General features: G+C 71.6%; 17 protein-coding genes. 6 read left to right on the forward strand and 11 right to left on the reverse strand.

Annotation, left to right across the window (positions count from 1 at the left end):
• Positions 1-717 (reverse strand): serine/threonine-protein kinase (locus HUX53_RS22115; RefSeq protein ID WP_176405132.1); only part of this gene is annotated, 717 nt, incomplete at its 3' end.
• A 102-nt stretch (positions 718-819) separates the two neighbouring features.
• Between HUX53_RS22115 and HUX53_RS22120 the strand changes: the two genes are divergently transcribed.
• From HUX53_RS22120 to HUX53_RS22130, 3 genes are read left to right on the forward strand one after another with little or no spacing between them, the layout of a single operon-like run.
• The gene (locus HUX53_RS22120; protein WP_176405133.1) at positions 820-1,863 is read left to right on the forward strand and encodes a DUF6777 domain-containing protein; all 1,044 of its coding nucleotides are present in this window, start codon (positions 820-822) and stop codon (positions 1,861-1,863) included.
• Between the two features lie 25 nt (positions 1,864-1,888).
• Positions 1,889-2,290 (forward strand): helix-turn-helix transcriptional regulator, encoded by a 402-nt coding sequence (locus tag HUX53_RS22125; RefSeq protein WP_176405134.1) that lies wholly within the window; start codon positions 1,889-1,891, stop codon positions 2,288-2,290.
• Positions 2,287-3,279, forward strand: a complete 993-nt coding sequence (locus HUX53_RS22130; protein WP_176405135.1) for a cation diffusion facilitator family transporter — start codon at positions 2,287-2,289, stop codon at positions 3,277-3,279. The genes HUX53_RS22125 and HUX53_RS22130 overlap by 4 nt, the downstream gene beginning before the upstream one ends.
• A gap of 67 nt (positions 3,280-3,346) precedes the next feature.
• On the opposite strand, the gene HUX53_RS22135 is transcribed toward HUX53_RS22130, so the two are convergent.
• The 5 genes from HUX53_RS22135 to HUX53_RS22155 form a co-directional block, all read right to left on the reverse strand.
• Positions 3,347-5,335, reverse strand: a complete 1,989-nt coding sequence (locus HUX53_RS22135) for a glycoside hydrolase family 44 protein (protein ID WP_176405136.1) — start codon at positions 5,333-5,335, stop codon at positions 3,347-3,349.
• Between the two features lies 1 nt (position 5,336).
• A complete protein-coding gene (locus tag HUX53_RS22140; protein ID WP_176405137.1) occupies positions 5,337-6,860 on the reverse strand; it encodes a cellulase family glycosylhydrolase in 1,524 nt (507 codons plus the stop codon).
• A 16-nt stretch (positions 6,861-6,876) separates the two neighbouring features.
• Positions 6,877-7,992, reverse strand: a complete 1,116-nt coding sequence (locus HUX53_RS42280; protein ID WP_217919750.1) for a cellulose binding domain-containing protein — start codon at positions 7,990-7,992, stop codon at positions 6,877-6,879.
• A 152-nt stretch (positions 7,993-8,144) separates the two neighbouring features.
• On the reverse strand, positions 8,145-9,032 hold the full coding sequence (locus HUX53_RS22150) for an amidohydrolase family protein (protein ID WP_176405138.1): 888 nt from the start codon (positions 9,030-9,032) through the stop codon (positions 8,145-8,147).
• A gap of 20 nt (positions 9,033-9,052) precedes the next feature.
• Complete coding sequence (locus HUX53_RS22155; protein WP_176405139.1) at positions 9,053-9,973, reverse strand: alpha/beta hydrolase family protein; 921 nt, start codon at positions 9,971-9,973, stop codon at positions 9,053-9,055.
• A 161-nt stretch (positions 9,974-10,134) separates the two neighbouring features.
• Between HUX53_RS22155 and HUX53_RS22160 the strand changes: the two genes are divergently transcribed.
• Positions 10,135-11,136: a diacylglycerol kinase family protein gene (locus tag HUX53_RS22160; RefSeq protein ID WP_255205509.1), complete on the forward strand. Its 1,002-nt coding sequence runs from the start codon at positions 10,135-10,137 to the stop codon at positions 11,134-11,136.
• Positions 11,137-11,140: 4 nt separating this feature from the next.
• Here HUX53_RS22160 and HUX53_RS22165 read toward each other — a convergent pair whose 3' ends face one another.
• Positions 11,141-11,704, reverse strand: a complete 564-nt coding sequence (locus HUX53_RS22165) for a PadR family transcriptional regulator (RefSeq protein WP_176405140.1) — start codon at positions 11,702-11,704, stop codon at positions 11,141-11,143.
• A gap of 58 nt (positions 11,705-11,762) precedes the next feature.
• Positions 11,763-12,623, reverse strand: a complete 861-nt coding sequence (locus HUX53_RS22170; protein WP_176405141.1) for an aldo/keto reductase — start codon at positions 12,621-12,623, stop codon at positions 11,763-11,765.
• A gap of 83 nt (positions 12,624-12,706) precedes the next feature.
• Here HUX53_RS22170 and HUX53_RS22175 point away from each other — a divergent pair, with 83 nt between their 5' ends.
• A complete protein-coding gene (locus HUX53_RS22175) occupies positions 12,707-12,874 on the forward strand; it encodes a hypothetical protein (protein WP_176405142.1) in 168 nt (55 codons plus the stop codon).
• A 278-nt stretch (positions 12,875-13,152) separates the two neighbouring features.
• Here HUX53_RS22175 and HUX53_RS22180 read toward each other — a convergent pair whose 3' ends face one another.
• From HUX53_RS22180 to HUX53_RS22190, 3 genes are read right to left on the reverse strand one after another with little or no spacing between them, the layout of a single operon-like run.
• Positions 13,153-15,450 (reverse strand): DUF4132 domain-containing protein, encoded by a 2,298-nt coding sequence (locus tag HUX53_RS22180; RefSeq protein WP_176405143.1) that lies wholly within the window; start codon positions 15,448-15,450, stop codon positions 13,153-13,155.
• Positions 15,450-17,087, reverse strand: coding sequence for a DUF4132 domain-containing protein (locus HUX53_RS22185; RefSeq protein ID WP_176405144.1), 1,638 nt, complete (start codon positions 17,085-17,087; stop codon positions 15,450-15,452). The genes HUX53_RS22180 and HUX53_RS22185 overlap by 1 nt, the downstream gene beginning before the upstream one ends.
• A 48-nt stretch (positions 17,088-17,135) precedes the next feature.
• Positions 17,136-19,598 carry a DUF4132 domain-containing protein gene (locus tag HUX53_RS22190; RefSeq protein ID WP_176405145.1) on the reverse strand — a complete coding sequence of 821 codons (2,463 nt, stop codon included), beginning with the start codon at positions 19,596-19,598 and terminating at the stop codon, positions 17,136-17,138.
• Positions 19,599-19,759: 161 nt separating this feature from the next.
• Here HUX53_RS22190 and HUX53_RS22195 point away from each other — a divergent pair, with 161 nt between their 5' ends.
• A complete protein-coding gene (locus HUX53_RS22195; protein WP_176405146.1) occupies positions 19,760-21,211 on the forward strand; it encodes an NAD(P)/FAD-dependent oxidoreductase in 1,452 nt (483 codons plus the stop codon).
• The last annotated feature ends 5 nt before the right edge of the window (positions 21,212-21,216 follow it).

Here is a 21,216-nt window from a genome sequence, read left to right on the forward strand (position 1 = left end):
TCGTGGGCGCGGAGAGGGGTATAAGAGACAGATCTTGTACATGACGGCGGGGGGCGGGCCGCCGGCGAAGGGGTCGCGGGCGGTGGCGGCGAAGAGGAGGGTGGCCGCCCAGGCGAACAGGTCGGTGGCGGGGCCGGCGCGGCCGGCGAACTGCTCGGGGGCCATGTAGGCGGGGGTGCCGACGACCTGGCTGGTCAGGGTGGTGCCGGCGTCGAACGCGCGGGCGATGCCGAAGTCGATCACCCGCGGGCCGTCCGGGCCCAGCAGGACGTTCTGCGGCTTGAGGTCGCGGTGCACGACGTTCGCGCGGTGGATCGCGGAGAGGGCCGTCACCGAGCTGATCGCGAGGCGGTCGAGGTCGGCGCCGGTGCGGGGGCCCTCCTCCTGGACGAGGGCGCGGAGGGACGGGCCCGGCACGTACTCGCTGACGATGTAGGGGCGGTCCCCGGCCATGTCGGCGGCGAGCATCTGGGCTGTGCAGAAGCCGGCGACGCGTTGGAGGAGGGCCAGTTCGCGGACGAAGCGTTCGCGGGCGTTCGCGTCGCCCAGGAGTTGGGTGTGGAGGAGTTTGACGGCCACGCGGGACGGCCCCGGGCCGGGAGCGACGGGGCGGCCCAGGTACACCTGGCCCTGGCCGCCGGTGCCCAGGCGGGCGAGCAGCTCCCAGTCCCCGAGCCGGGTCGGGTCGGAGGTGTCGAGGGGAACCGGGCCCGCCATTTCGTACCCCCGCGAAAAACTCGAGCATTCCGCCGCGCACAAATCCGCTTCGCCCGGCATCAAAGAGTATAGGTTCGGCGAGCCCGGAGCGGGAGTAGAAGCATGCTGGAGATCCATTCGCCAATTGCCCGGCACCGGGTCGTCGCGGGGGCGGTCGCGGTGCTGGCGCTGACGGCGGGCACGCTGGCCGGCTGCGGGGACGCGGGCGCGACCATCACCCGGCTGACCGTGGGGTCGCCCGGTCCCGACCCGTACACGCTGATGGCCAACACCGACAAGATGGACGTCAAGGAGCGGCCGCAGGCGGGCGGGACGAAGGACGGCGACTCCCCCGGCCTGTACGGCGGGACGCGGCAGGCGTCGACCTGCGACCAGCAGAAGATCATCGCGTTCTTGCAGGCCAACCCCGAGAAGGCGGCGGCGTGGGCGGGGGTTCAGGGGATCCCGGTGAGCGATGTCCCGCGCTATGTGTCGCGGCTGACGCCGGTGCTGCTGCGCACCGACACGCTGGTGACCAACCACGGCTACCGCGACGGGAAGGCGACCAGTGCGCCCGCCGTCCTGCAGGCCGGAATGGGCGTTCTGGTCAATGGTTACGGCGTGCCCGTGGTGAAGTGCAATTGCGGTAATCCGCTGACCCGGCCGGAGAAAAAGATCACTACCGGGAACGCGTCCTACACTGGCCGGTCCTGGCCGGGATTCGAGAAGCGGAATGTGACGGAGATCCGGCCGAGAGATTCTCGGAAGGGAACGATCGTCACCTTCGTCCTCGTCGATCCGGGGGCCACGATGGGGTTCGAGCGGCCCCGCGCGACCGGGGGCGAGCAGGACGGGCCGCCGGCCGCACTGCCGCCCACGGAGACGGAGGTTCCGACGAGCGACTCGCCGGCGCCGTCCGACTCCGGGCTGGACTCCCCCAGCGTGGAGTCGCCGGGGCCGGAGTCGCCGGGCCTGGAGTCGCCCGCCAGCCCGGGAGCCGAGTCCCCGGGCGCGGAGTCGCCCGAACCGGGAACCTCCCCGGAGTCGCCGGGCGTGACGACGGAAGACCCGGGTACGGGCACCGGCGGGATGGTGCCGCCCGGCGAGGAACCGCAGAGCCCGATCTCGCTCCCGCCGTCCGAGGAGCCGGCCCCGGCGGTCTCCTGACCGGTCATGCGATACATTTGCTCATATGAGCAGTCAGTCAGATGTCGCGCCCGCCGGCGCGTCCACCGAGGCGTGCGCCGTCCGGGTCGTCGATGCCGAGAAGGTCGCCATCGTCTCCGCCGCGATGCCGGGCGCGGAGACGATCGCCGAGCTGGCACAGGTGTTCGGGCTGCTGTCCGACCCCGGGCGGCTGCGGGTGATAACCGCGCTGCTCGAAGGAGGCGAGATGTGCGTGTGCGACATCGCGGCGTCGTGCGGGCACTCGGAGTCGGCGGTCTCGCACGCGCTGCGGCTGCTGCGCGCCAACCGCGTCGTCCGGGTCCGCCGGGCCGGCCGGATGGCCTACAACCGGTTGGACGACTCGCACGTCCGGATGCTGCTCGATCTCGCCCTCACCCACGTCGGCCACGGGGAGGACGGCACATGAGCGCGAACGGCCACGGGCACGGACACGGCCACGGGATCTCGGCGGGCGCCGACCGGCGGCTGCTCGCCGGTGCGCTGGCGCTGATCCTCGTCTTCATGGCGGGCGAGGTCGTCATCGGCCTGATGTCCGGGTCGCTGGCGCTGATCTCGGACGCGGCGCACATGATGACCGACGCGTTCGCGATCGCGCTGGCGCTGGTCGCGATGCGCATCGCCGTGCGCCCGCCGAAGGGCGGCTACACGTTCGGCCTGCGCCGCGCCGAGATCCTTTCCGCGCAGCTGAACGGGCTGACGCTGATCCTGCTCACCGCGTACTTCGTCTACGAGGGCGTCCGGCGGCTGATCGACCCGCCGCCCGTCGAGGGCCAGTTCGTGTTCTGGACGGCCCTCGCCGGCATCGCCGTGAACGTCGCGGCGACGTACCTGATCAGCCGGGCCGACCGGTCCAGCCTGAACATCGAGGGCGCGTTCCAGCACATCCTCAACGACCTGTTCGCGTTCATCGCGACGGCGGTCGCGGGCCTCGTCGTCTGGACGACCGGCCTGTCCCGCGCCGACGCGGTCGCCTCGCTGGTGGTGGCGGCGCTGATGCTCAAGGCCGGGTACGGGCTGCTGCGGGACGCGGGCCGGGTGCTCATGGAGGCGGCGCCGGCGGGCATCGACCCGTCCGAACTCGGCGCCCGGCTGGCCCGCCGCCCCTGCGTGGAGGAGGTTCACGACCTGCACGTGTGGGAGGTCAGCTCCGGCTACCCGGCGCTGTCGGCGCACGTGCTCGTCGACACGCAGGGCGACTGCCACGCCGTCCGCCGCGATCTCCAGGGACTGCTGCGCGACGCGTACGGGATCACGCACACGACGCTGGAGGTCGACCACGTGCCCGGCCCGTCGGGCAGCGCGCACGTCCACTGCGAGGACGCGCACGGCCCCCGCCATGTAGCGGAGACCGACGAGCCCCACGACCACGCAGGCAACTCCCCCTGCGACCACTGACTCCGTTCACGTGCGGCGTGTTGCCCTTATCGGACGGCTGATAAGGGCAACACGCCGCACGTCGACGTCAGGTTGTGCAGGGGTTGTTGTTGAGGGTGAAGGCGGACGGGGGTGGGTTCGTGTCTCCGCTTGAGCCGTTGAAGCCGATTGTTGTTGAGGCGCCCGGCGGGATGGTGTTGTTCCAGGGCAGGTTGCGGGCGGTGACGTTTGTGCCGTCCTGGGTCCAGGTCGCGTTCCAGCCGTGGGTGACGCGCTGGTCGGCGGCGAAGGCGAAGCCCAGGGTCCAGCCGGAGAGGGGCGTGGTGCCGGTGTTGGTGACCGTGACCTGGGCGGTGAACCCGCTCCCCCACTGGCTCTGCACCTTGTAGCCGACCTTGCACGCGGACGCGGCCGGTCCGTCGTCCGCCGGGATCTCGACCAGCGTGATCGAGGACGCGGGGAACGTCGAGGTGAAACCGTCCGGGTCGACGGTCACGTCTGGTGCCTTGACGATCGACGTCAGGTCGGCGCCGCTGTACTGGTAGACGTGTCCGGCGGCGGAGCCCGATCGTCCGGCGATTGAGACCGTGCTGGTCAGGTCGTCGGTGAGCGACTTGTTCACGATCATCAGCGTGAGCGCCTTGTCGGACGACCGCTTCGCCGCGTACACGGCGAGCTTCTCCTGGTCGGCGCTCGTCGCGCTGACCGAAGTGTCACCGAATCCGGAGCCGGCGCCGTCGTAGTCCAGGTACATGCGGAAGGCGTACGCGCCGGGGTCGGACGCGCTCGGCGGTGACCACAGTGTGGCCAGGTCGAGGCCCTCGCGGCCGAAGATGCCGAGGACGTCGGCCTGCGCGAGCGCGCCGTTGATGTGGTTGAGCGCGCCCCAGTTGTACTCGGTGATCGCGAGCTTGGTGCCGGGGTAGTTCTCGTCCACCAGCTGCCGCATGCGCGGGATGTACTGGATCGGCTGGTTGATCCAGCTCTCGTCCGTGTACGCGGGGTCCCAGAGCTGCCGGGTAGAGCGCAGCCGGAGTTCCTGCGTCGCCGCGTCGCCGGCCTCGCCGAACGCCACCCCGCTCTGCTGCGGGTACAGGTGCTCGTCGAAGTAGTCGAGGATGCGGGTGCCGTGCTCCTTCTCGTACGCCTTCATCTGCTGCAGGTACCAGGCGGCGAAGGGCGTGCCGCCGTGCGCGGCCCGGTCCGGCGGGTTGGACCAGCAGTCGCCGCCCTCGGCGTCGCACGTCTGCTTGTCCAGGCCCGACATCGTCAGCGACTGGAAGCCCCAGCCGACCGGGCCGAGCGTCTGCGCGCCCGCGTCGGCGGCCTTCACGGCGGACGCGATCGCGTACGTCTGGTCGCGCATCTCGTCGTAGCTCGCGCCCTTCGGGTGGACGTCCCGGTGGGTCGCGTGCCAGAGGTCGGGCTCGTTGTCCAGGTTGTAGAACCGGACGCCGCCGTCCGCGGCCTTGCCGTACTTGCCGGTCAGGTGCGCGAGCCAGTCGGTGACGTACTCGGGCCCGGCCGGGACGCTGGTGTCGGCCGGGTCGTTGCCGGTGACGTTCGTGCCGTCCGGCTTGACGCCGTTGCCGCAGTCCGGGCGCCACTCGGTGTCGGACTTCTCCTGCGGCCCGTACTTCTCGATGTTGAAGCCGCACGTGTAGTCGCGGCCCTTCGGCGTCCAGCCGATCAGCGGGACGGTCAGGATCGTGTCGGTGCCGGTCCGGCGGTCCTGCTCGGTGAACTGGTCGGTCTCGGACCCGTCCGGCAGCGCGTCCGGGTCGGGGGCCGGGCCCGGCACGTTCTCGAAGTACCAGTCCGAGCCCCGGTTCGTCTCGTCGTACAGGTAGTTGTAGCGGGTGGTCGCGTTGCCGCCCCACCGCCGGACGGGAAGTCCCAGCTCCTTGGCGAGGTCCTCGTCGGCGAAGTTCATCCCGTAGATGTAGGGGCTGATCGCATGGCGGGACGCGGACGGGTCGACGCTCAGCGCCGGCCCCTCCGCCGCCTGCGCCGCGGGGGTCGCCCACGGCAGCAGCGCGGCGGCGAGGACGGTGGCGAGCAGTGCTCTGCGGCCCATGTCAGGCCTCGCAGGGCTGGTCGTTGAGGTCGAACTCGGCGGGGGCGGCGGACGAGCCGGTCGCCTGGAAGCCGACCGTGACCGACGCGCCGGGCGCGAGGCCGCCGTTCCAGTCCATGCTCTTCGCGGTCACGGCGGCGCCGGACTGCGACCAGGTCGCGCTCCAGCCCTGGCTGACCTTCTGGTCGCCGGGGAAGGCGAACCCGAGCGTCCAGCCGTTCAGCGCGGCCGATCCGCTGTTGGTGATCGTGACCTGCGCGGTGAAGCCGCCCTGCCAGCTGTTCTGCACCTTGTAGGCGACCGTGCAGGAGACGTCCGGGGTGCCCGGATCGCCGCCGCCCGGATCGCCGTCACCGGGGTCGCCGCCGCTGCCGTCGAAGGCGCCCAGCAGGTACGGGTCGAGGTAGGCCTGCTTCGCGGTGTTGACGGACGTCCAGTCGCCGTTGAGGATGCCGCCCGTGTCACCCGAGTTGGGGTTCCACGACCAGAAGGTGAAGGAGATCCCGCTCGTCCCCGTGCCGAGGTAGGCCATCAGCGTGCGCAGCCACGCCTGGTCGCGCGGGTCGGTCAGGGTCGTCCCGAACTCGCCGAGCAGGACGGGCGCCACGTTGTTCTTGTACAGGTAGCCCCAGTTCTTGTCCCAGATCGCGGCGAGGTTGTCCGGGAAGCTCGGGTCGTCGAACCACGGCTGCGGGTACACGGACGTGGCGTAGTCGTGCGCCGAGTAGACGAGCCGGTTCGCGACGTTCAGCCGCACCGGGTACTGCGCGGCGCCCTGCAGGTTGCCGCCCCACCAGTAGTTGTCGCCGTCGTGGTCGTTGACGCCCTCGACGATGATCAGCCAGTTGGAGTTGACGGCGAGGATCGCGTTGCCGGCCCGCTCGGCGGCGAGCCGCCAGTCCGTCGCCTGGTCGCCGCAGCCCCAGCACGCCGGGGAGTGCGGCTCGTTGTGCAGGTCGGCGCCGATGACGGTGGTGTTGCCCGCGTAGTGCCGGGCGAGCATCTCCCAGTCGGAGATCCAGCGCGACTCGGGGTAGGCGTCGGTGTACCAGAGCGCCGACTGGCCGCCCGCGTCGGGGCGGTGCCGGTCGAGGACGACCTTGATCCCGATCTGCCCCGCGTAGTCGATGACCTTGTCGAGGATCTGCAGCCCGTCCAGGCCCTGCAGGTCGGGGTTCTTCGCGTAGTCGATGCTGTTCGGCGCGCTGCCGGAGTCGAACAGCTGGTTGGTGTACGGGAGCCTGAGCGTGTTGTAGTCCAGGCCCTTCATCTGGTCGAGCATGTCCTTGTAGTTGCGCGTCCAGAGCCCGTGCGGGGAGTAGTTGGACGTCTCGGCGCCGAACCAGTTGATGCCCGTCATCCGCACCGGCTGCCCGTTCGAGTCGAGCAGCTGCCGGCCGCTGGTGTGCCAGTACCCGGTGCCGGCCGCCGCGTGCGCGCGAGGAGCCGCGGGGACGAACACCAGCGCCAGCAGCGCGGCCAGGAAGATCAGCAGGGTGCGTCTGGTTCCGTATGACCCGGTCATAAGTCGCTTCTCCATGTCAGCGGGCCGCGCAGGTGATGGCCGGGCTGCCGGGCGCGGAGCCGGTGCCCTGGAAGCCGAAGCTCGTCGAGCCGTGCGCCGGGACGGCGCCGTTGTAGCCCGCGTTGACGGCGTGGACGGACGATCCGCTCTGCGTGACGGTGGCGTTCCAGCCGTTCGTGATGCGCTGGTTGCCGGAGAACGTCCAGTCCGCTGACCAGCCGGACAGCGGCGCGTCGCCGTCGTTCGTCACGGTCACGGTGGCGGTGAACCCGCCGTTCCAGGAGTTGTCGGTGCGCAGGGTGGCCGAGCATCCGTCGCCGGACGACGGAGGCGGCGTGGTCGGCGGTTCGGTCGTGGGCGGGGTCGTGGTGCCGCCGCCGACCCGGACGCCGAACGAGTTGGTGGCGAGGCCCGCCCCGCCCTGCCAGAGCTCGAACCCGGCCTCGACGCCGATGAGGTACCAGGCGTTCTGGATGTAGCCGCGCGACACCGCGTCCCGGGTGAAGGCCGCAAGGTCGAGACCGCTGACGGACGTCGTGCCGGACGTGCGGACGAACGCGATGTAGTTCCAGTTCATCTGGCTGTACCAGACGTCCCAGGTGGCGCCGGAGATCTGCACGCCGCTCGCGACCTTCGACCCGGCCGGCTGCACTCCGCCCCGGTGGTTGAGCCAGATCATGACCTCGGCGCCGTCGGGGTCGGTCGTGGTGCTCGGGTGGGAGTCGTACCAGAGGTCGTACGACACGTTGTACGCGCCCGAGGACGGCTGGGTCGTGCTCCAGTCGCTGGTGACGGACGGCATGTCGCCGACCCGCACCGGGAGGCCGCTGTTGGTGGTGCACTGGCCCCAGTGGCAGCCCTTGTAGAACGACGGGTAGGCGGCCGGCGCGCCGTTGGTGGCGTTGTTGTGCCCGGCCGAGTCGACGGTGAACGACGTCCCGTCCACGGTGATGCACTGCGGGGTGTCCGCACCCCAGATGTTGTTCTGCGCGATGTACTGGCCTCCGCTGACCGAAGCGGTGTCGGTGGCGCCGCACAGCTGTGTCGCGGCGGAGGCGGGGGCCATGTAGTACAGGGGGATCGCCAGCAGGGCCGCGGCCAGCACGGCACAACTCTTCAGACGCGCTCTCATTGCGGGAACCTCATTCGACGCTGTGGGAGCGCTCCCAAAGTCGCGACTGGCGCAAACGCTGTCAAGAACGCGGATCGGGGCCCGTAATGACCAGCCGTGCGACGTGAAAAACCATGAAACGGGCGGCCGACCCCCTGCGGCGGCCCGAACAGCTACGGCAGCCCGAACAGCTCGGCGGCGCCGTGCCAGCAGACGGCGCGCAGCCAGTCGTCGCCCAGGTCGAGTGCGGCCAGCGACTCCAGCTGGTGCGCGTACTCGTAGGGGATGTTGGGGAAGTCGGTGCCGAGCAGGATGCGCCCGTCCAGGCCCAGCTCCCGGAGCCGGGGCAGCAGCGCGTCCGGGAACGCGGCCAGGCTGGCGAACCTGGTGAACACCATCGTCGTGTCGAGGTGGACGCGCTCGTGGGCGTCGGCGAGCGCGAAGAAGCCCTCGAACTCCGGCGCGCCCAGGTGCGCGACGATCGTCGTCAGCCGCGGATGCCGGGCGAGGACCTCCCCGTACGGGCCGGGCCCGGTGTAGCCGTTCGCGACCGGCCCCGAACCGGCGTGGACGAGCGCGGGCACCCCGGCCTCGGCGAGCATCCCCCACACCGCGTCCAGCTCCTTGACGCGCGGGTCGAACCCGCCGACCTGGAGGTGGACCTTGAAGACGCGGGCGCCGGCGTCCAGCGCGCGGGCCACATAGTCCTCCACGCCCGGCTCGGGGAAGAACGTGGCGGTCTGGATGGAATCGGGGACGCCGGCGGCGAACTGCGCCGTCCACTCGTTCAGCGACTCGGCCATGCCGGGACGGTGCGGGTAGGACAGCGACGTGAACGCGCGGACGCCGAGGCCGCGCAGGAACGCCAGCCGCTCCTCCTCCGAGTCCCGGTACCGGATGGGCCACTCGGTGCCGATCAGCGGGCCCGCCTCGTCGAAGTACCCCCAGACCGCGCTCATCAGCCGCGGCGGCATGAAGTGGACGTGGACGTCGATGATGCCCGGCAGCCCGAGCGCCTGCCAGAACGAGGGGACGGCTGCATCAGAACGAGGTTCGGCCACTCCCCGACCCTAGCCGCCCGTCAGGTGATCTCGGCCAGCAGGGCGGGCAGCGTCGCGCGCAGCTCCCGCCGCCAGTAGGGCCAGGCGTGAGTGCCCCGGTAGAAGTGCGTCGTGACCGGGATGCCGAGCTTGCCCAGCTTGCCGGCGAACGCCTGGGACACGGTGCAGATGAGGCTCTCCAGGACGTCCGCACCCGCGCCCGCGTCGTAAGGGCCCTGCGCGCCGTCGCCGGCGCTGACGTGCACGCGGACCCCGGTGAGCCGACCGGCCAGGTCGTAGGGGTTGTGCTGCCGCCACACGACGCGCTGCTCGTCGGGGTCGCCCCACACGTCCGTCCAGTCGAGGGACGGTGCGCCGATCGCGACGCCCAGCTCGACGAGGTCGGCGACGTCGAGCCCGGACGGGTCGCGGTGCAGGGTGTGCACCGGCCCGCTGAACGAGGCCGCCGCCCGGAACAGGCCGCGGTGCCGGGCCGCGTAGGACAGCGCGCCGAGGCCGCCCATCGCGTTCCCGGCGACGGCGCGGTCCGGGCCGGCCCGGTATCCGCGTTCCAGGATCTGCCGGAGTTCGGCGAGATGGAACGTCTCCCACTTCGGCGCGCCGCCCGCGCCGCGATTCCACCAGTCGGTGTAATTGCCGCACGGGCCGCCGTCCGGCATGACGACGATCACCTCGGCGTCCTCGGTCAGCTCCGCGATGTCGGTGTGCTCGCTCCACGCGGTGTGGCCGTCCCGGCCGGCGCCGGCCCCGTGCGGGAACCCGTGCAGGAGCCAGAGCACCGGCCAGGTGCGGGAGGCATCCCGTGACCAGCGGCGCGGCACCAGGAGGCGGACGTGGGCGACGTCGTCGAGGACGGGGGAACGGACGGCGAGGTCGAGCACCCGGCGGCCGGGCCGCCGCTCGCCCACCACCCCCGCTTCCGCCGCATCGCGCAGCCGCATGTTCTTCCGCCCCTGGTCAATCAGTAGTGCCTTACTTGTCAGGATCCCCACTCCCGACCACGTTTCAACGCCGAGTATTGGGTTTATAAAATGTCGGGCCGGGTTTTCCGGTCGACGGTGCCTTGTAAGGTGACGCGGACGAAGGAGGGCGACCGGTCGAGATGCGGAGCGTCGAGATGCGGAGCAAGGCGGAGCTGGAGTCGGCCATCGCGGGCGGCGGGCGCGCGGTGCTGGTGGTCAACTCCAGGTCGCGGCGGGGCCGCCGGCTCTACGGCACGGCCCGCCGGCTGCTGCGCGAGTCGGGCCTTGAGTTCCTGCACGTCTTCCCGGTCACCGACCCGACCCGGCTGCGCGAGCTGTTCGCCGACGTCCTCGCCCTGGAGCCGGACCTCGTGGTCGTCGGCGGCGGGGACGGCACGGTCGCCGAGGCGGTCGGGCATCTGGCGCACCGCGACATCGCGCTCGGCGTGCTGCCGCTCGGCACGACCAACAACTTCGCGCGCAGCCTGGAGCTGCCGCTCGACCTGCCCGGCGCGGTCCGCACCCTCGCCGTCGGCGGCCCCGACGCGGGCAAGGTCGCGGACGTGGACGTCGGCTGGTTCGAGTCGACCGGCGACCCGCAGGGCGCGGGGCCCGGCGCCGACCGCGAGCACATCTTCGCGAACATGGTGAGCCTCGGGCTGTCGGTGCAGGTCGCCGAGAACGTCCCGCACACGCTGAAGCGGTTCGTCGGACGTCCCGCGTACGCGCTGACGGCGGCGCGGCTGCTGCCCCGGCACGAGGCGTTCACCGCCCGCATCACGATCGACGGGGAGACGCACGAGCTGGCGACGCACCAGCTGAACATCGCCAACGGCGCGCACCACAGCGGGCAGCGGATCGCCCGCGACGCCAGCCCGGACGACCGGCTGCTCGCCGTCTACCGGCTGGGCGACGAGCGGCGGCTGCGGCTGGCGTCGGCGACGGCCCGGCACGTCCTCACCGGGCAGTGGCGGTCGCTGGACGACGACGCGTTCCTCACCACCGCGCAGGTCGAGATCGAGACCGACCCGCCGATGCGGGTGGACGTGGACGGCGAGATCCGCGGCCGCACCCCCGTCTCGATCAAGCTGCGCGGCAACGCGCTGCGGGTGATCGTCCCGCGCACGTTCGTCGACACGTGACCGGTCACCCCGGCGGAGCCTCGCCGGCCATCACGTAGGCGCCGGACTCCAGCCGCTCGATCAGGCCCAGCGTCCACCTCGTGGCCGACTCGGCCGAGTGCACCCAGTAGCCGAGCAGTTCCCGCAGATGGTCGGACGGCTCCTGCTCGTCCAGGTGCGGGGCGACCGAGGCGCGCCATTCGGCGAGGCCGTCCAGCCGGCGGCGGAGCAGCTCGACCGCCTCGGCGCGCGGCAGCTCGGTGAGGAACCCGAGCCCGGCCGTCAGCATCTCCGGGTGCCGGATGTCGATGGTGGCGAGCGCGCAGCGCAGCAGCCGCAGGAACTCCTCCCGGCCCGCGTCGGTGATCTCGTAATCGATGTGCGGGGGCCCGGCCTCGCTCTCCTCCACCTCGTGGGCGCGCAGCAGGCCCTCCTTGGCGAGCTGCCGCAGCGCGTGGTAGATCGAGCCCGGGTTCACGTGCGCCCACTCGTCCGAGCCCCACGACATCAGCTCGCGCCGCACCTCGTACCCGTGCGCCCGCCCGAACCGCCGTACCCCGCCGAGCACCAGCAGCCGCGTCGTCGACATCGTCTCCCCCTGTACGCAAAAACCTGTCCAGAGTAGACGGTCCGGGCGGATGCGGGGACTAGCTCCGCAACGCGGCGAGATCTTCGCTCGTGAGGGTCAGGCCGGCGGCGGCCGTGTTCTCCTCCAGGTGGTCCGGGGAGCCGGTGCCGGGGATCGCCAGCATCACGGGCGACAGGGCGAGCAGGCCGGCGAGGAGGACCTGCGGGACGGTGGCGCCGTGCCGTGCGGCGACCGCGTTGACGCGGGCGTCGTCGGGGATGCCGAAGCCGCCGAGGGGGAAGTACGGCACGTAGGCGATGTGCTCGCGTTCGCAGATCTCCAGGAGTTCGGTGTCCTGGGGCTGGGTGATGTCGAAGCGGTTCTGGATCGCGGCGACCGGGGCGATCTCCCGTGCCTCGGCGAGCTGGGTCGCGCTGATGTGGCTGAGCCCGAGATGCCGGATGAGGCCCTCCTCGCGGAGGCCGGCCAGGATCTCGAAACGCTCCCCGATCGGGTCGTCGGACGGGTCTTCCATGCCGCCGTGCCGCAGGTAGACGAGGTCGAGGTGGTCGCGTCCCAGTTCGCGCAGGTTCCGCTCCACCTCGGCGCGCAGCCCGGACGTGGGCAGCTGGCCGGACGGGATCGGGTCGTCCGGCCCCCGGTACGGCCCGACCTTGGTGGCGATGACCAGGCCGGACGGGTAGGGGCTCAGCGCCGCGCGGATCATCTCGTTCGCCGCGAGGCCGTCCTGGTGGTAGTAGAACGCGGCCGTGTCGATGTGGTCGACGCCCAGCTCGACGGCCCGGCGCAGGATCTTGAGGCCGGTGTCGCGGTCGTTCGCGGGGCCGTGGAGGGTGCTCACGGGCAGCCGCATCGCGCCGAAGCCCATCCGGTTGACCCGAAGGTCCCCGCCGATTTCGAAGGTGTTCTCTGTCGTCATGGGTTCCACGGTGCTGCGCGGCGGGGCAAGGAGCGAACGGATGGCAGCTTGCTGCCACCGTCCGCGTGGCAGACTCGAAGGCGATGAGCGTTGATACGGACCGGAATGTGGTGCTGCGCGGCGAGGCGGAGCTGGTCGAGCGCGCCGGACGACTGTTCTTCGCGTGCGAGGAGTTCGCTGTATCTATTGCTTCGCTCTCCTCCTTCGGGCCTTGGCGGCCCTCCATCGTCGAGCAAAGCGGCGATCGCTAGCATCGCTCCGACTCGCCTAGCGGCTCGCTGCGCGATCATGTTCTCGCAAGCTCGAACCTGGCTTCGCACGCGATCGCAACGCTGAGGTCAGTGCAGGCTTAGCTTAAGGACAATCTGGTTGAGGTCGTCGTGTGGCCGAGGCGACAGCTGACGTCATCGTGCTCCCACCGGTACCCGTCTGGCAGTGTCTCCGCGGTCGATTGCACTAGCCGAGGTGGCGGCCGTCGATCGAGCAGCGAGTCGGTCATGGCGCGCGCAGCGCCGGGAGGTGAGGGGCATCAGGCCCCTCGTTTGATCTGCAGGAGGATCGACTCGTCGGTGATCTTGTCGTCGGCGGCGAGGAGGAACGCCTTGCTGAGGATGAGGGCGAGCCGCTCGTCCTCGAACGGGAGGAACACCTTGGCGCCGAGGGCGCGGCGTTCGGGGACGATGCACAGGAACGTGTCGTCCGGCTCCATCACGATGTTGGCCGAGCCCAGGTGGATCTTGTAGGTGCGCAGCTCGCCCTGGACGACCAGGTAGCGGCCGTCGATCGAGCAGCGGTCGGCGATCTTCGTGCGGGGCAGGATGCGGGCCAGGGCGTCCTTGCGGGTCTGGGTGGATTCGTTCAGGTCCGCGTGCCATTCGCGGACCCAGTACTCGTGCGCCTCGCCGTCCTCCCACATGGGGTCGGCGGCGATCGAGGTGACGCCGACGAACAGGTCGACGTCGCGCATGGCCTCGCTGAACACCAGCGGCGGGACGTCGGCGAGAGGCGCTGTCCGCCAGGCGCCGTCGAGGCGACGGTCGAACAGGACCCGGTTCGTGCCGGCGATCTCCTGCTCGCCCTCCCAGTCGGCCAGGACGTGCGAGAACCGGGCCCGCCATTCCCCCGCCGCGAGGGTCCGCGTCGCCTCGTCCGCGCCGCCTTCGTCCCATGGGCCGAGCAGGCGGCTCGTCCAGCCGCGCGCCCGGAACAGCGCGAACATCCGCCGGTAGTGGACGAGGTGCGCGGCGAAGCGGTTCGAGTACGTCCCGGTCTCCACTTCGGCCGGGGTGAGGAGGTAGATCTCGCGGAAGGCCTGCTTGAACGGCTGCCGGATCTGCCGGTCGATGAGCAGGCCACGCCAGGCCCGGATCTCGTCCGGCTCCGACCTGATCGGATGCCACAGCCGGACCGGCGCGTCGTCGGCGGCGTCCGGGATGCCGTCGGTCTCGGGCAGGACGGTCTTCCATTCGCCGGGCGCGACCTCGATCTCCCAGAGCAGCCTGCGGACGGTCGGCCCCGCGATCGTGTGGTGGACGAGCGTGTCGCGCCACCGGCCGAAGGGGTGGGACGCGTCGGCGGTGAAGCCGCCCTCCAGGGCGCGGGAAAGGGTGGCGAGCTGGGCGTCCACGCGCTTGACGGCGTCGCGCAGCTCCTTGAGTTCCGCCTTGTGGTCGCGGCGGACGGGCGCGGGGACGCCCTTCAGCGGCTTGCCGTCCTTTTCGAAGGTCAGCTCGGCCTTGCCGGTGACGGTGATGGTGGCCGTGTAGTCGCCGAGGTCGCGGCGCAGGTCGCCGGGGTCGGGGAGGCGGAGGGCGACCTTGGTGCGCTCGGCGAGCGCCGCGTCGACCTTCTTGAGCATCTTGTCGAGCTGCTTGGGCACGCCCGCGTGCCGGACGTTCCGGCGCACGGCCCGGATCGCGGTGACCAGCTCGGGCGTCGGGAAGTCCTGCCCGGCCCGGACGATCTCGTACAGCAGCGCCTGCGACGGCAGCGTCTTCGCCTGCGTCGGCGCGATCGAGATGTCGGCCAGCAGCTGATCGAGCAGGCCCGGCAGCCATGGTTCGTCGCGCAGGAGGGCGATGCGCGCGGCATGTCCGAGGGCGACGACCTCGCGTTCGGTGAACGCCTTGTCTGCCTGGTAGGCGACGTTTCCAGTCTGGATGGCGCGGGCGTGTCGGACGGCGGCCTCCAGCGCCCGGCGCGCGAACGCCGTGTAGGCGGGGACGTCGGCGAGGCGCTGCCATGCGTCCGGCAGGGGCAGCGGGAAGATGAAAGGCGGCAGGGGGCCGATTTCGTTCAGCAGGACCCGGTCGCCCGGGTCGAGACGCGCGATGACGTCGAACTCGTCCCGCGCGATGGGGCCTTCGTCTTCGGCGAGCCGGTCGATGACCGTCCCGTCCCCGGCGAGCAGGCCGACGGTGAGGAGCGCGTACGGCTGCCGGAGGTCGCGTTTGCCGAGAAGGTAGTCGACCAGTGTGCGGGCCGGGGCGGCGACGTCGGGCCAAGGGCCGGTGCAGCGTGCGAGCGATGCGACGCCCTGCCGGAGGTCGGCCCAGTGGCGTAGCTCGATACCGCTGACGAGTGCCTCGAACATGTGGTGGCACGCGTCCGGTGTGAACCGCGGCTGACGCTGCCTGCACGCCTCCTCGACCGCGGCCCGGACGTCGCCCGCGACGACGGAGGCCCGAGCCGCGTTGTAGGCGGCGGGCAGCAGGGTGCCGAGGTCCTCGTCGGAGAGCCGCGACAGGTCGGGCCGCCGGGTGATGACCTCACCGTCCTCGGGCGCCGGGTCGGTCATGGCGCGCAGCAGGCGGGCGGCCAGGTCCATCAGGCGCCCCGCTTGATCTGCGCCAGCACCGTCTCGTCGCTGATCCGGTGGTCGGCGGCGAGGAGGAGGGCCGTGCCGAGGATCTGCGTCAGCCGCTCGTCCTCGAAAGGCAGGAACAGCCCCTTCTGGCTCGGCCTGCGGGACGGCTCGACGCGCAGCCGGACGTTGCCGGGCTCCATCAGCACGCCGCCCGAGCCCAGATGGATCTTGTAGGTGCGCAGGTCGCCCCGGACGACGAGGAACCGGCCGTCGACCGCGCAGCGGCCGGCGATCTTCGTGCCGGGCAGGATGCGGCGCAGCGCGTCCCCGCGGATCTCGGCGCTCGCGGACGGCTCGCCGAACGGCTCCTCCTCGGTGATCGAGGTGACGCGGAGGAACAGGTCGACCTCCCGCATCCCCTCGCTGAACACCAGCGGCGGCACGTCCAGCGGCCGGACCTCCCGCCAGCGGCCGGCGATCTTCCGCTCGAACCGGGTGTCGTCGTGGTGGCTCACCCGCCACTCCCCCTCGGCGAAGACGCGCCGCAGCGCGCCGTCGATGCCGCGGCCGGGCCCGGCGGCCGGGGCGGGCCGGTAGGTCTCCCGGAACGCCTGCTTGAACGACTGCGTCATCCGGTTACCGGTCACGAAGCCGCGCCACGCCCGCACCGCACCGGGGAAGGCCCGTGCGGGATGCCACAGCCGCACCCGCGCGTCATCGGCCGGGACGGGCAGCGCCCGGCCGTCCACCGTCACCAGCACGCCCTCGCCGGGGGTAGCCGCGTGCCAGACGCCGTCCGGCCCCTCGAACTCCCAGATCAGGCCGCACGCGACCACGCTGGTGACCGGGTGGTCGCGGTAGTAGCGGCGCCACTCGGCGAACGGCCAGGTGCGCTCAACCGCCATCAGCGCCTCGACGCGGGTGCGCTCGGCGGCGAGCGTCGCGCGGACGTGCTTCACCAGCGACTTCAGCGCCCTGATCTCGGCGGCGTACGGGACCTTGAGCGCGCCGGGGACGGTCCGCAGCGGCCGGCCGTCCGCGCCGGTGAAGGTGAGCCGGACGGTCATCGGGTCCGCGATGGCGAGGACCGCCTGGTAGGCGCCGATGTCGCGGGCGAGCGAGCCGTCCCGGCCGAGGCCGTGCGCGGGCACGCCGCGCTCCACCAGCTGCGCGGGCGTGATGCCGCGGCGGGCCGCGGCCGCCTCGATGGCCGCCGCGATCTGCCGGCCGAGGCCCGGGTAGCGGACGTCGCGGCTCAGCCCGCGCAGCACGTCGAGCGCGCGCGGGTCGGCGAACTCGCCGAGCGCGTTGACCGCGCCGCCGGCGAGCTTCGCGGACGGCTCGAACTCGCGGGTCACCCCGGCGGCGCGGCGCACGATGACGTCCAGCAGCGGGATCACGCCGGGGTCACCGAGCAGCGCGGCGGCCCACACCCGGCCGCGGGCGCCCGGCTCGGCGCGCAGCGACGGGTCGGAGAACGGCCGCTCGCCGACCAGGTCCGGCTCCTTCGTCGCGTACCAGCGCACCCGGCGCAGCACCTCGTCGCGCGCGGCGGGGGCGGCCAGCAGTTCCAGCGTGCGGCGGCGCCACGCGCGGGTCGGGCGCGGCGCGTTGAGCGCGTCGAGATGCGCCCGGAGATCGGCGGAGTCGTCGGACATGGGGTGATCTTTCCAGACGGCACCGACGGTTCCCGGCGTTTCCCGTGATCAGCGCCTGAGCTGGCGCAGGATCGCCGGGTCGGTGATCTTGTGGTCGGCGGCGAGCAGGAACGCCTTGCTGAGGATCAGCGAGAACCGCTCGTCCTCGAACGGCAGGAACAGCGCGCCCTGGCCCCTGCCCCTCGCCTGCACGATGCAGAGGTAGGCGTCATCGGGCTCCATCAGGATATTGGCCGAGCCGAGGTGGATCTTGTAGGTGCGCAGTTCGCCGCGGACCACCAGGTAGCGGCCGTCGAGGCGGCAGCGACCGGCGATCTTCGTGCGGGGCAGGATCCGCTCCAGCGCCGCGCGGCGGACCTCGGCGGTCGCGGTCAGCTCCCCGAACGTCGTCGCGTGCCAGTAGGCGGCATAGCGGTCCTCGCCGCGATCGGTCCACTGCGGGTCGGCGGCGATGGAGGTGACGGCGACGAACAGGTCGACGTCGCGCATCGCCTCGCTGAACACGACCGGCGGGACGTCGGCGAGCGGCGTCTCCTGCCAGCGGCGGCCGTTCCTGCGCTCGAACCGGACCTGGTCGGTCGCGGCGTAGTCGGGGGCGTAGTCGACGTCCTCGTCCGTGGGGTCGTGGTAGAAGCAGGCCCGCCACTCACCGCCGCCGAACGTTCCGCGCGCCTCGCCGTTGTAGCCGCCGTCGTACCGGCCGAGGAAGTTCGCCTGCCAGCCGCGCTCCTTGAACAGCGCGTACAACTGCGGATAGCGGACGATGTGGGCCGCGAACCGGTTGGAGTACGCCCCGGTCTCCTCCTCGGCCGGCGTACGGAGGTAGATCTCGCGGAACGCCTGCTTGAACGGCTGCCGGATGTGCTCGTCGGCGATCCGCTCCCGCCAGGCTCGGACGTCGCCGCCCGCCGCGCGGATGGGGTGCCAGAGCCTCACCTGCGCGGGTTCGCCGTCCGGGCCGTCGATCGACGCGTGCCAGTCACCGGCCTCGTCCCGGAACTCCCAGATCAGGCCGCGGACGATGACGCCGGTGATCGAGTGGTCGCGGTAGTGCTCGCACCATTCGCCGTAGGGCCAGACGCGGTCGTCCGACATGAGGGCTTCGATGCGCGTCCGCTCGTTCGACAGCGTCGTCCGCACTTCTTTCGCGACGGCCTTCAGCGCTTTCAGGTCGTCGGGGGATCCGTCCTTGACCGCCGCCGGGGCCGTCCTGGACGGGCGTCCCTCCGCAGTCGTGAACGTGAGGCGCACGGTCGCCGCGTCCTCGATCGCCACGCGCACCGTGTGGCCGCCGAGCGTCCGCTCCAGCGAGCCGTCCGGCGCCAGGCCGTGGGACGGGACGGTCCGCTCGACGAGCTGCGCCGCCGTGATGCCCTGCCGCGCGGCCGCCGTCTGGAGCGCGGCGTCGACCTGCTTGCGCAGCGCCCGGTCCTTGATCTTCGCCCGCAGCCGCCACAGCGACTCCAGCGCCCCGGCGTCCTCGACCGCGGCCAGCGCGTTGATCGCCGCGCCCGCGAGCTTGAGGTCCTCCGGCAGCCTGCTGCCGGACGTCCCCAGGCGCAGCGCGAGCGTCGCGAGGTGCCCTGCGGCCTCCGGGCCGCCGGTCAGGGTCGCCGCCCAGACGACGCCGCGCGCGAGGTCCCCGTGGTTCTGGTGCACGAGCCCGTAATGGCCCGGCGGTTCGTCCTCTGCGAGCCCGCGGAGGCATTCGGCCAGCTCTGCACGGGCTTCGGCGGCGTCGGCCAGGGAGATACAGGTGCGGCGCCACTTCTGGGACGGGCGCGGGGCCGTCAGGCTCGCCAGATGCCGGACGAACCGCGCCGCCTCCACCGTCGGTGCGAGATCGCGGAGCGGCGCAGCCCACGCGTCGTACAGGGGAAGCAGGCCATCCGGCACGTGGGTCTCGTCCAGCGTCTCCAGCAGCGCCCACAGCCGCTTCGCGAGCGAAGGCCGGTACCCGATCGGGACGTCCAGGCGGGCGAAGTGGGCGGAAGCCTGCCGCAGCCAGGGCTCCACCTCCCGGAGGTCGCCGGGATCCAGTCCCTCGACGGCGGGCAGGGCCACATTGAGCGCCTCGGGAAGCCGCCCGGCATCGTTGATCTCTGCGGCGCAGCGCAGCAGCACCGCCGCCTCATCACGCGACCAGCCCCCGGCCCGCGCCGACACGCCCCGCAGGTCGGACGGATAGAGCCAGAGCAGCCAGTCGTTGCCGCACGCCGCCAGCAGGACGGAGATCAGGAAGGCCCTGCCCTCGGCGTCCGTGCAGGCCGTCAGCCGCCGGCCGAACTCGGCACGGGTCCCCGCCCGCCGCTCCTCGCGCCGCTCATGGACCAGCGCGAAGTACCACGATTCCCGCGCGTTCGCCGGGACGAGCCGGGGATCGAGAAGCTCAGGGAACACCTCGGGCGCGAGAAGGTCGAGCGCCCAGCGTGCCTCCGCAAGCGCAGCAAGCCGGACACCGTCCAGCCCGTCGTCCTGGTGGGACTCGGCGACCAGGCTGTCGTAGAGCATGCCGAGATGCTCCCAGAGAGCACCGACAGAACCGGCGATCGCCGCATCCGTCGGTGGTGGCGGGGTGGGTGGGAAAACGGTGTCTTGCGGCATCTGGTCAGTGACTGCATGGTCACCTACGCTCGGGAGGTACCGCGGCAGAATCGGATTCGGGACGGCCAATGGCGCACAGCGTGGTGATCATCGGGAGCGGGTTCGGCGGGATCGGGATGGCGATCCGGCTTCGGGAGGCCGGCGTCCGCGATGTGGTGGTCCTGGAGAAGGCCGAGGGGCTCGGCGGCACGTGGCGGGACAACACCTATCCGGGGGCGGCGTGCGATGTCCCGTCCGCGCTGTACTCGTTCTCGTTCGAGCGCAAGACGGACTGGTCGCGCCGGTTCCCGCCGCAGGCCGAGATCCTCGACTACCTGTGGCACTGCGCCCGCAAGTACGGGGTGCTGGAGAAGGTCCGGTTCGGTACCGAGGTCACCGAGGCGCGGTTCGACGAGGACGCGGCGGTCTGGCGTATCTCCACGACGGGCGGCGACCTGGAGGCGCGGGTGCTGGTCTCGGCGTGCGGGCAGCTGAACCGGCCCGTGCTGCCGGGCATCGAGGGGCGCGCCTCGTTCGCCGGGACGAGCTTCCACTCCGCCCGCTGGGACCACGGCGCCGACCTGCGCGGCAAGCGGGTCGCGGTGGTCGGGACGGGCGCGAGCGCGATCCAGTTCGTCCCGGAGATCGCGAAGGAGGCGGCGGAGCTGCGGCTGTTCCAGCGGTCCGCGCCGTACGTGATCGACAAGCCGGACCGGCAGTACCGGGCCTGGCAGCGGGCCGTCATGCGGAGCACGCCGGGGCTGTGGGAGCTGAACCGCGGCTACACGTACCTGGCGTACGAGGCGCGGGCGCTGGGGTTCATCAAGTACCCGAAGCTGATGGCGATGCTGGAGCAGCGGTTCAAGAACACGCTGAAGGACGGCATCGAGGACCCCGTGCTGCGAGACGCGCTCATCCCCGGCTATCCGATGGGCTGCAAGCGGATCCTGATCTCCAGCGACTACTATCCGGCGCTCGCCCGGCCGAACGTCGACCTCATCACCGACCCGATCGAGCGGATCACGCCGTCCGGCATCGAGACGTCCCGCCGCGCCTATGACGTGGAGGTGATCGTCTACGGGACGGGGTTCCGGTCCACCGAGTTCCTCTCCCCCATGAAGATCGTCGGACGGGACGGCCGGGAACTGAACGAGGCGTGGCGGGACGGCGCGCAGGCGCACCTCGGCATCACGGTCAGCGGCTTCCCGAACCTGTTCCTGCTGTACGGCCCGTACACCAACCTGGGGCACAACTCGATCATCTACATGCTGGAGTCGCAGATCCGGTACGTCCTCGGCTGCGTGGAGGCGCTGCGCGGGGCGGGCCTCGCCTGGATCGACGTGAAGCCGGACGTGCAGGACGCGTTCACCCGGGAGATGCGCGAGCGGATGCGGACGACCGTGTGGGAGGCGGGCTGCCAGAGCTGGTACATGACCGCCGACGGCACGGTCGTCAACAACTGGCCCGGGTTCACGTTCGCCTACCGCCGCGCGACGCGCCGCCCCGACCCGCGGCACTTCACGGTGCGGCGGGCGGCTTAGGCTCG

Source organism: Actinomadura sp. BRA 177 (assembly GCF_013372625.1).
Lineage (GTDB): Bacteria > Actinomycetota > Actinomycetes > Streptosporangiales > Streptosporangiaceae > Spirillospora.

Coding starts and splice junctions, on each gene's coding strand:
- HUX53_RS22180 (WP_176405143.1), bottom strand. CDS start 15,450: ATGGACCTGGCCGCCCGCCTGCTGCGCGCCATGACCGACCCGGCGCCC.
- HUX53_RS22155 (WP_176405139.1), bottom strand. CDS start 9,973: ATGCGGCTGCGCGATGCGGCGGAAGCGGGGGTGGTGGGCGAGCGGCGG.
- HUX53_RS22165 (WP_176405140.1), bottom strand. CDS start 11,704: ATGTCGACGACGCGGCTGCTGGTGCTCGGCGGGGTACGGCGGTTCGGG.
- HUX53_RS22170 (WP_176405141.1), bottom strand. CDS start 12,623: ATGACGACAGAGAACACCTTCGAAATCGGCGGGGACCTTCGGGTCAAC.
- HUX53_RS22120 (WP_176405133.1), top strand. CDS start 820: ATGCTGGAGATCCATTCGCCAATTGCCCGGCACCGGGTCGTCGCGGGG.
- HUX53_RS22135 (WP_176405136.1), bottom strand. CDS start 5,335: ATGGGCCGCAGAGCACTGCTCGCCACCGTCCTCGCCGCCGCGCTGCTG.
- HUX53_RS22140 (WP_176405137.1), bottom strand. CDS start 6,860: ATGACCGGGTCATACGGAACCAGACGCACCCTGCTGATCTTCCTGGCC.
- HUX53_RS22190 (WP_176405145.1), bottom strand. CDS start 19,598: ATGCTCTACGACAGCCTGGTCGCCGAGTCCCACCAGGACGACGGGCTG.
- HUX53_RS22175 (WP_176405142.1), top strand. CDS start 12,707: ATGAGCGTTGATACGGACCGGAATGTGGTGCTGCGCGGCGAGGCGGAG.
- HUX53_RS22195 (WP_176405146.1), top strand. CDS start 19,760: ATGGCGCACAGCGTGGTGATCATCGGGAGCGGGTTCGGCGGGATCGGG.
- HUX53_RS22130 (WP_176405135.1), top strand. CDS start 2,287: ATGAGCGCGAACGGCCACGGGCACGGACACGGCCACGGGATCTCGGCG.
- HUX53_RS42280 (WP_217919750.1), bottom strand. CDS start 7,992: ATGAGAGCGCGTCTGAAGAGTTGTGCCGTGCTGGCCGCGGCCCTGCTG.
- HUX53_RS22125 (WP_176405134.1), top strand. CDS start 1,889: ATGAGCAGTCAGTCAGATGTCGCGCCCGCCGGCGCGTCCACCGAGGCG.
- HUX53_RS22185 (WP_176405144.1), bottom strand. CDS start 17,087: ATGTCCGACGACTCCGCCGATCTCCGGGCGCATCTCGACGCGCTCAAC.
- HUX53_RS22160 (WP_255205509.1), top strand. CDS start 10,135: ATGCGGAGCGTCGAGATGCGGAGCAAGGCGGAGCTGGAGTCGGCCATC.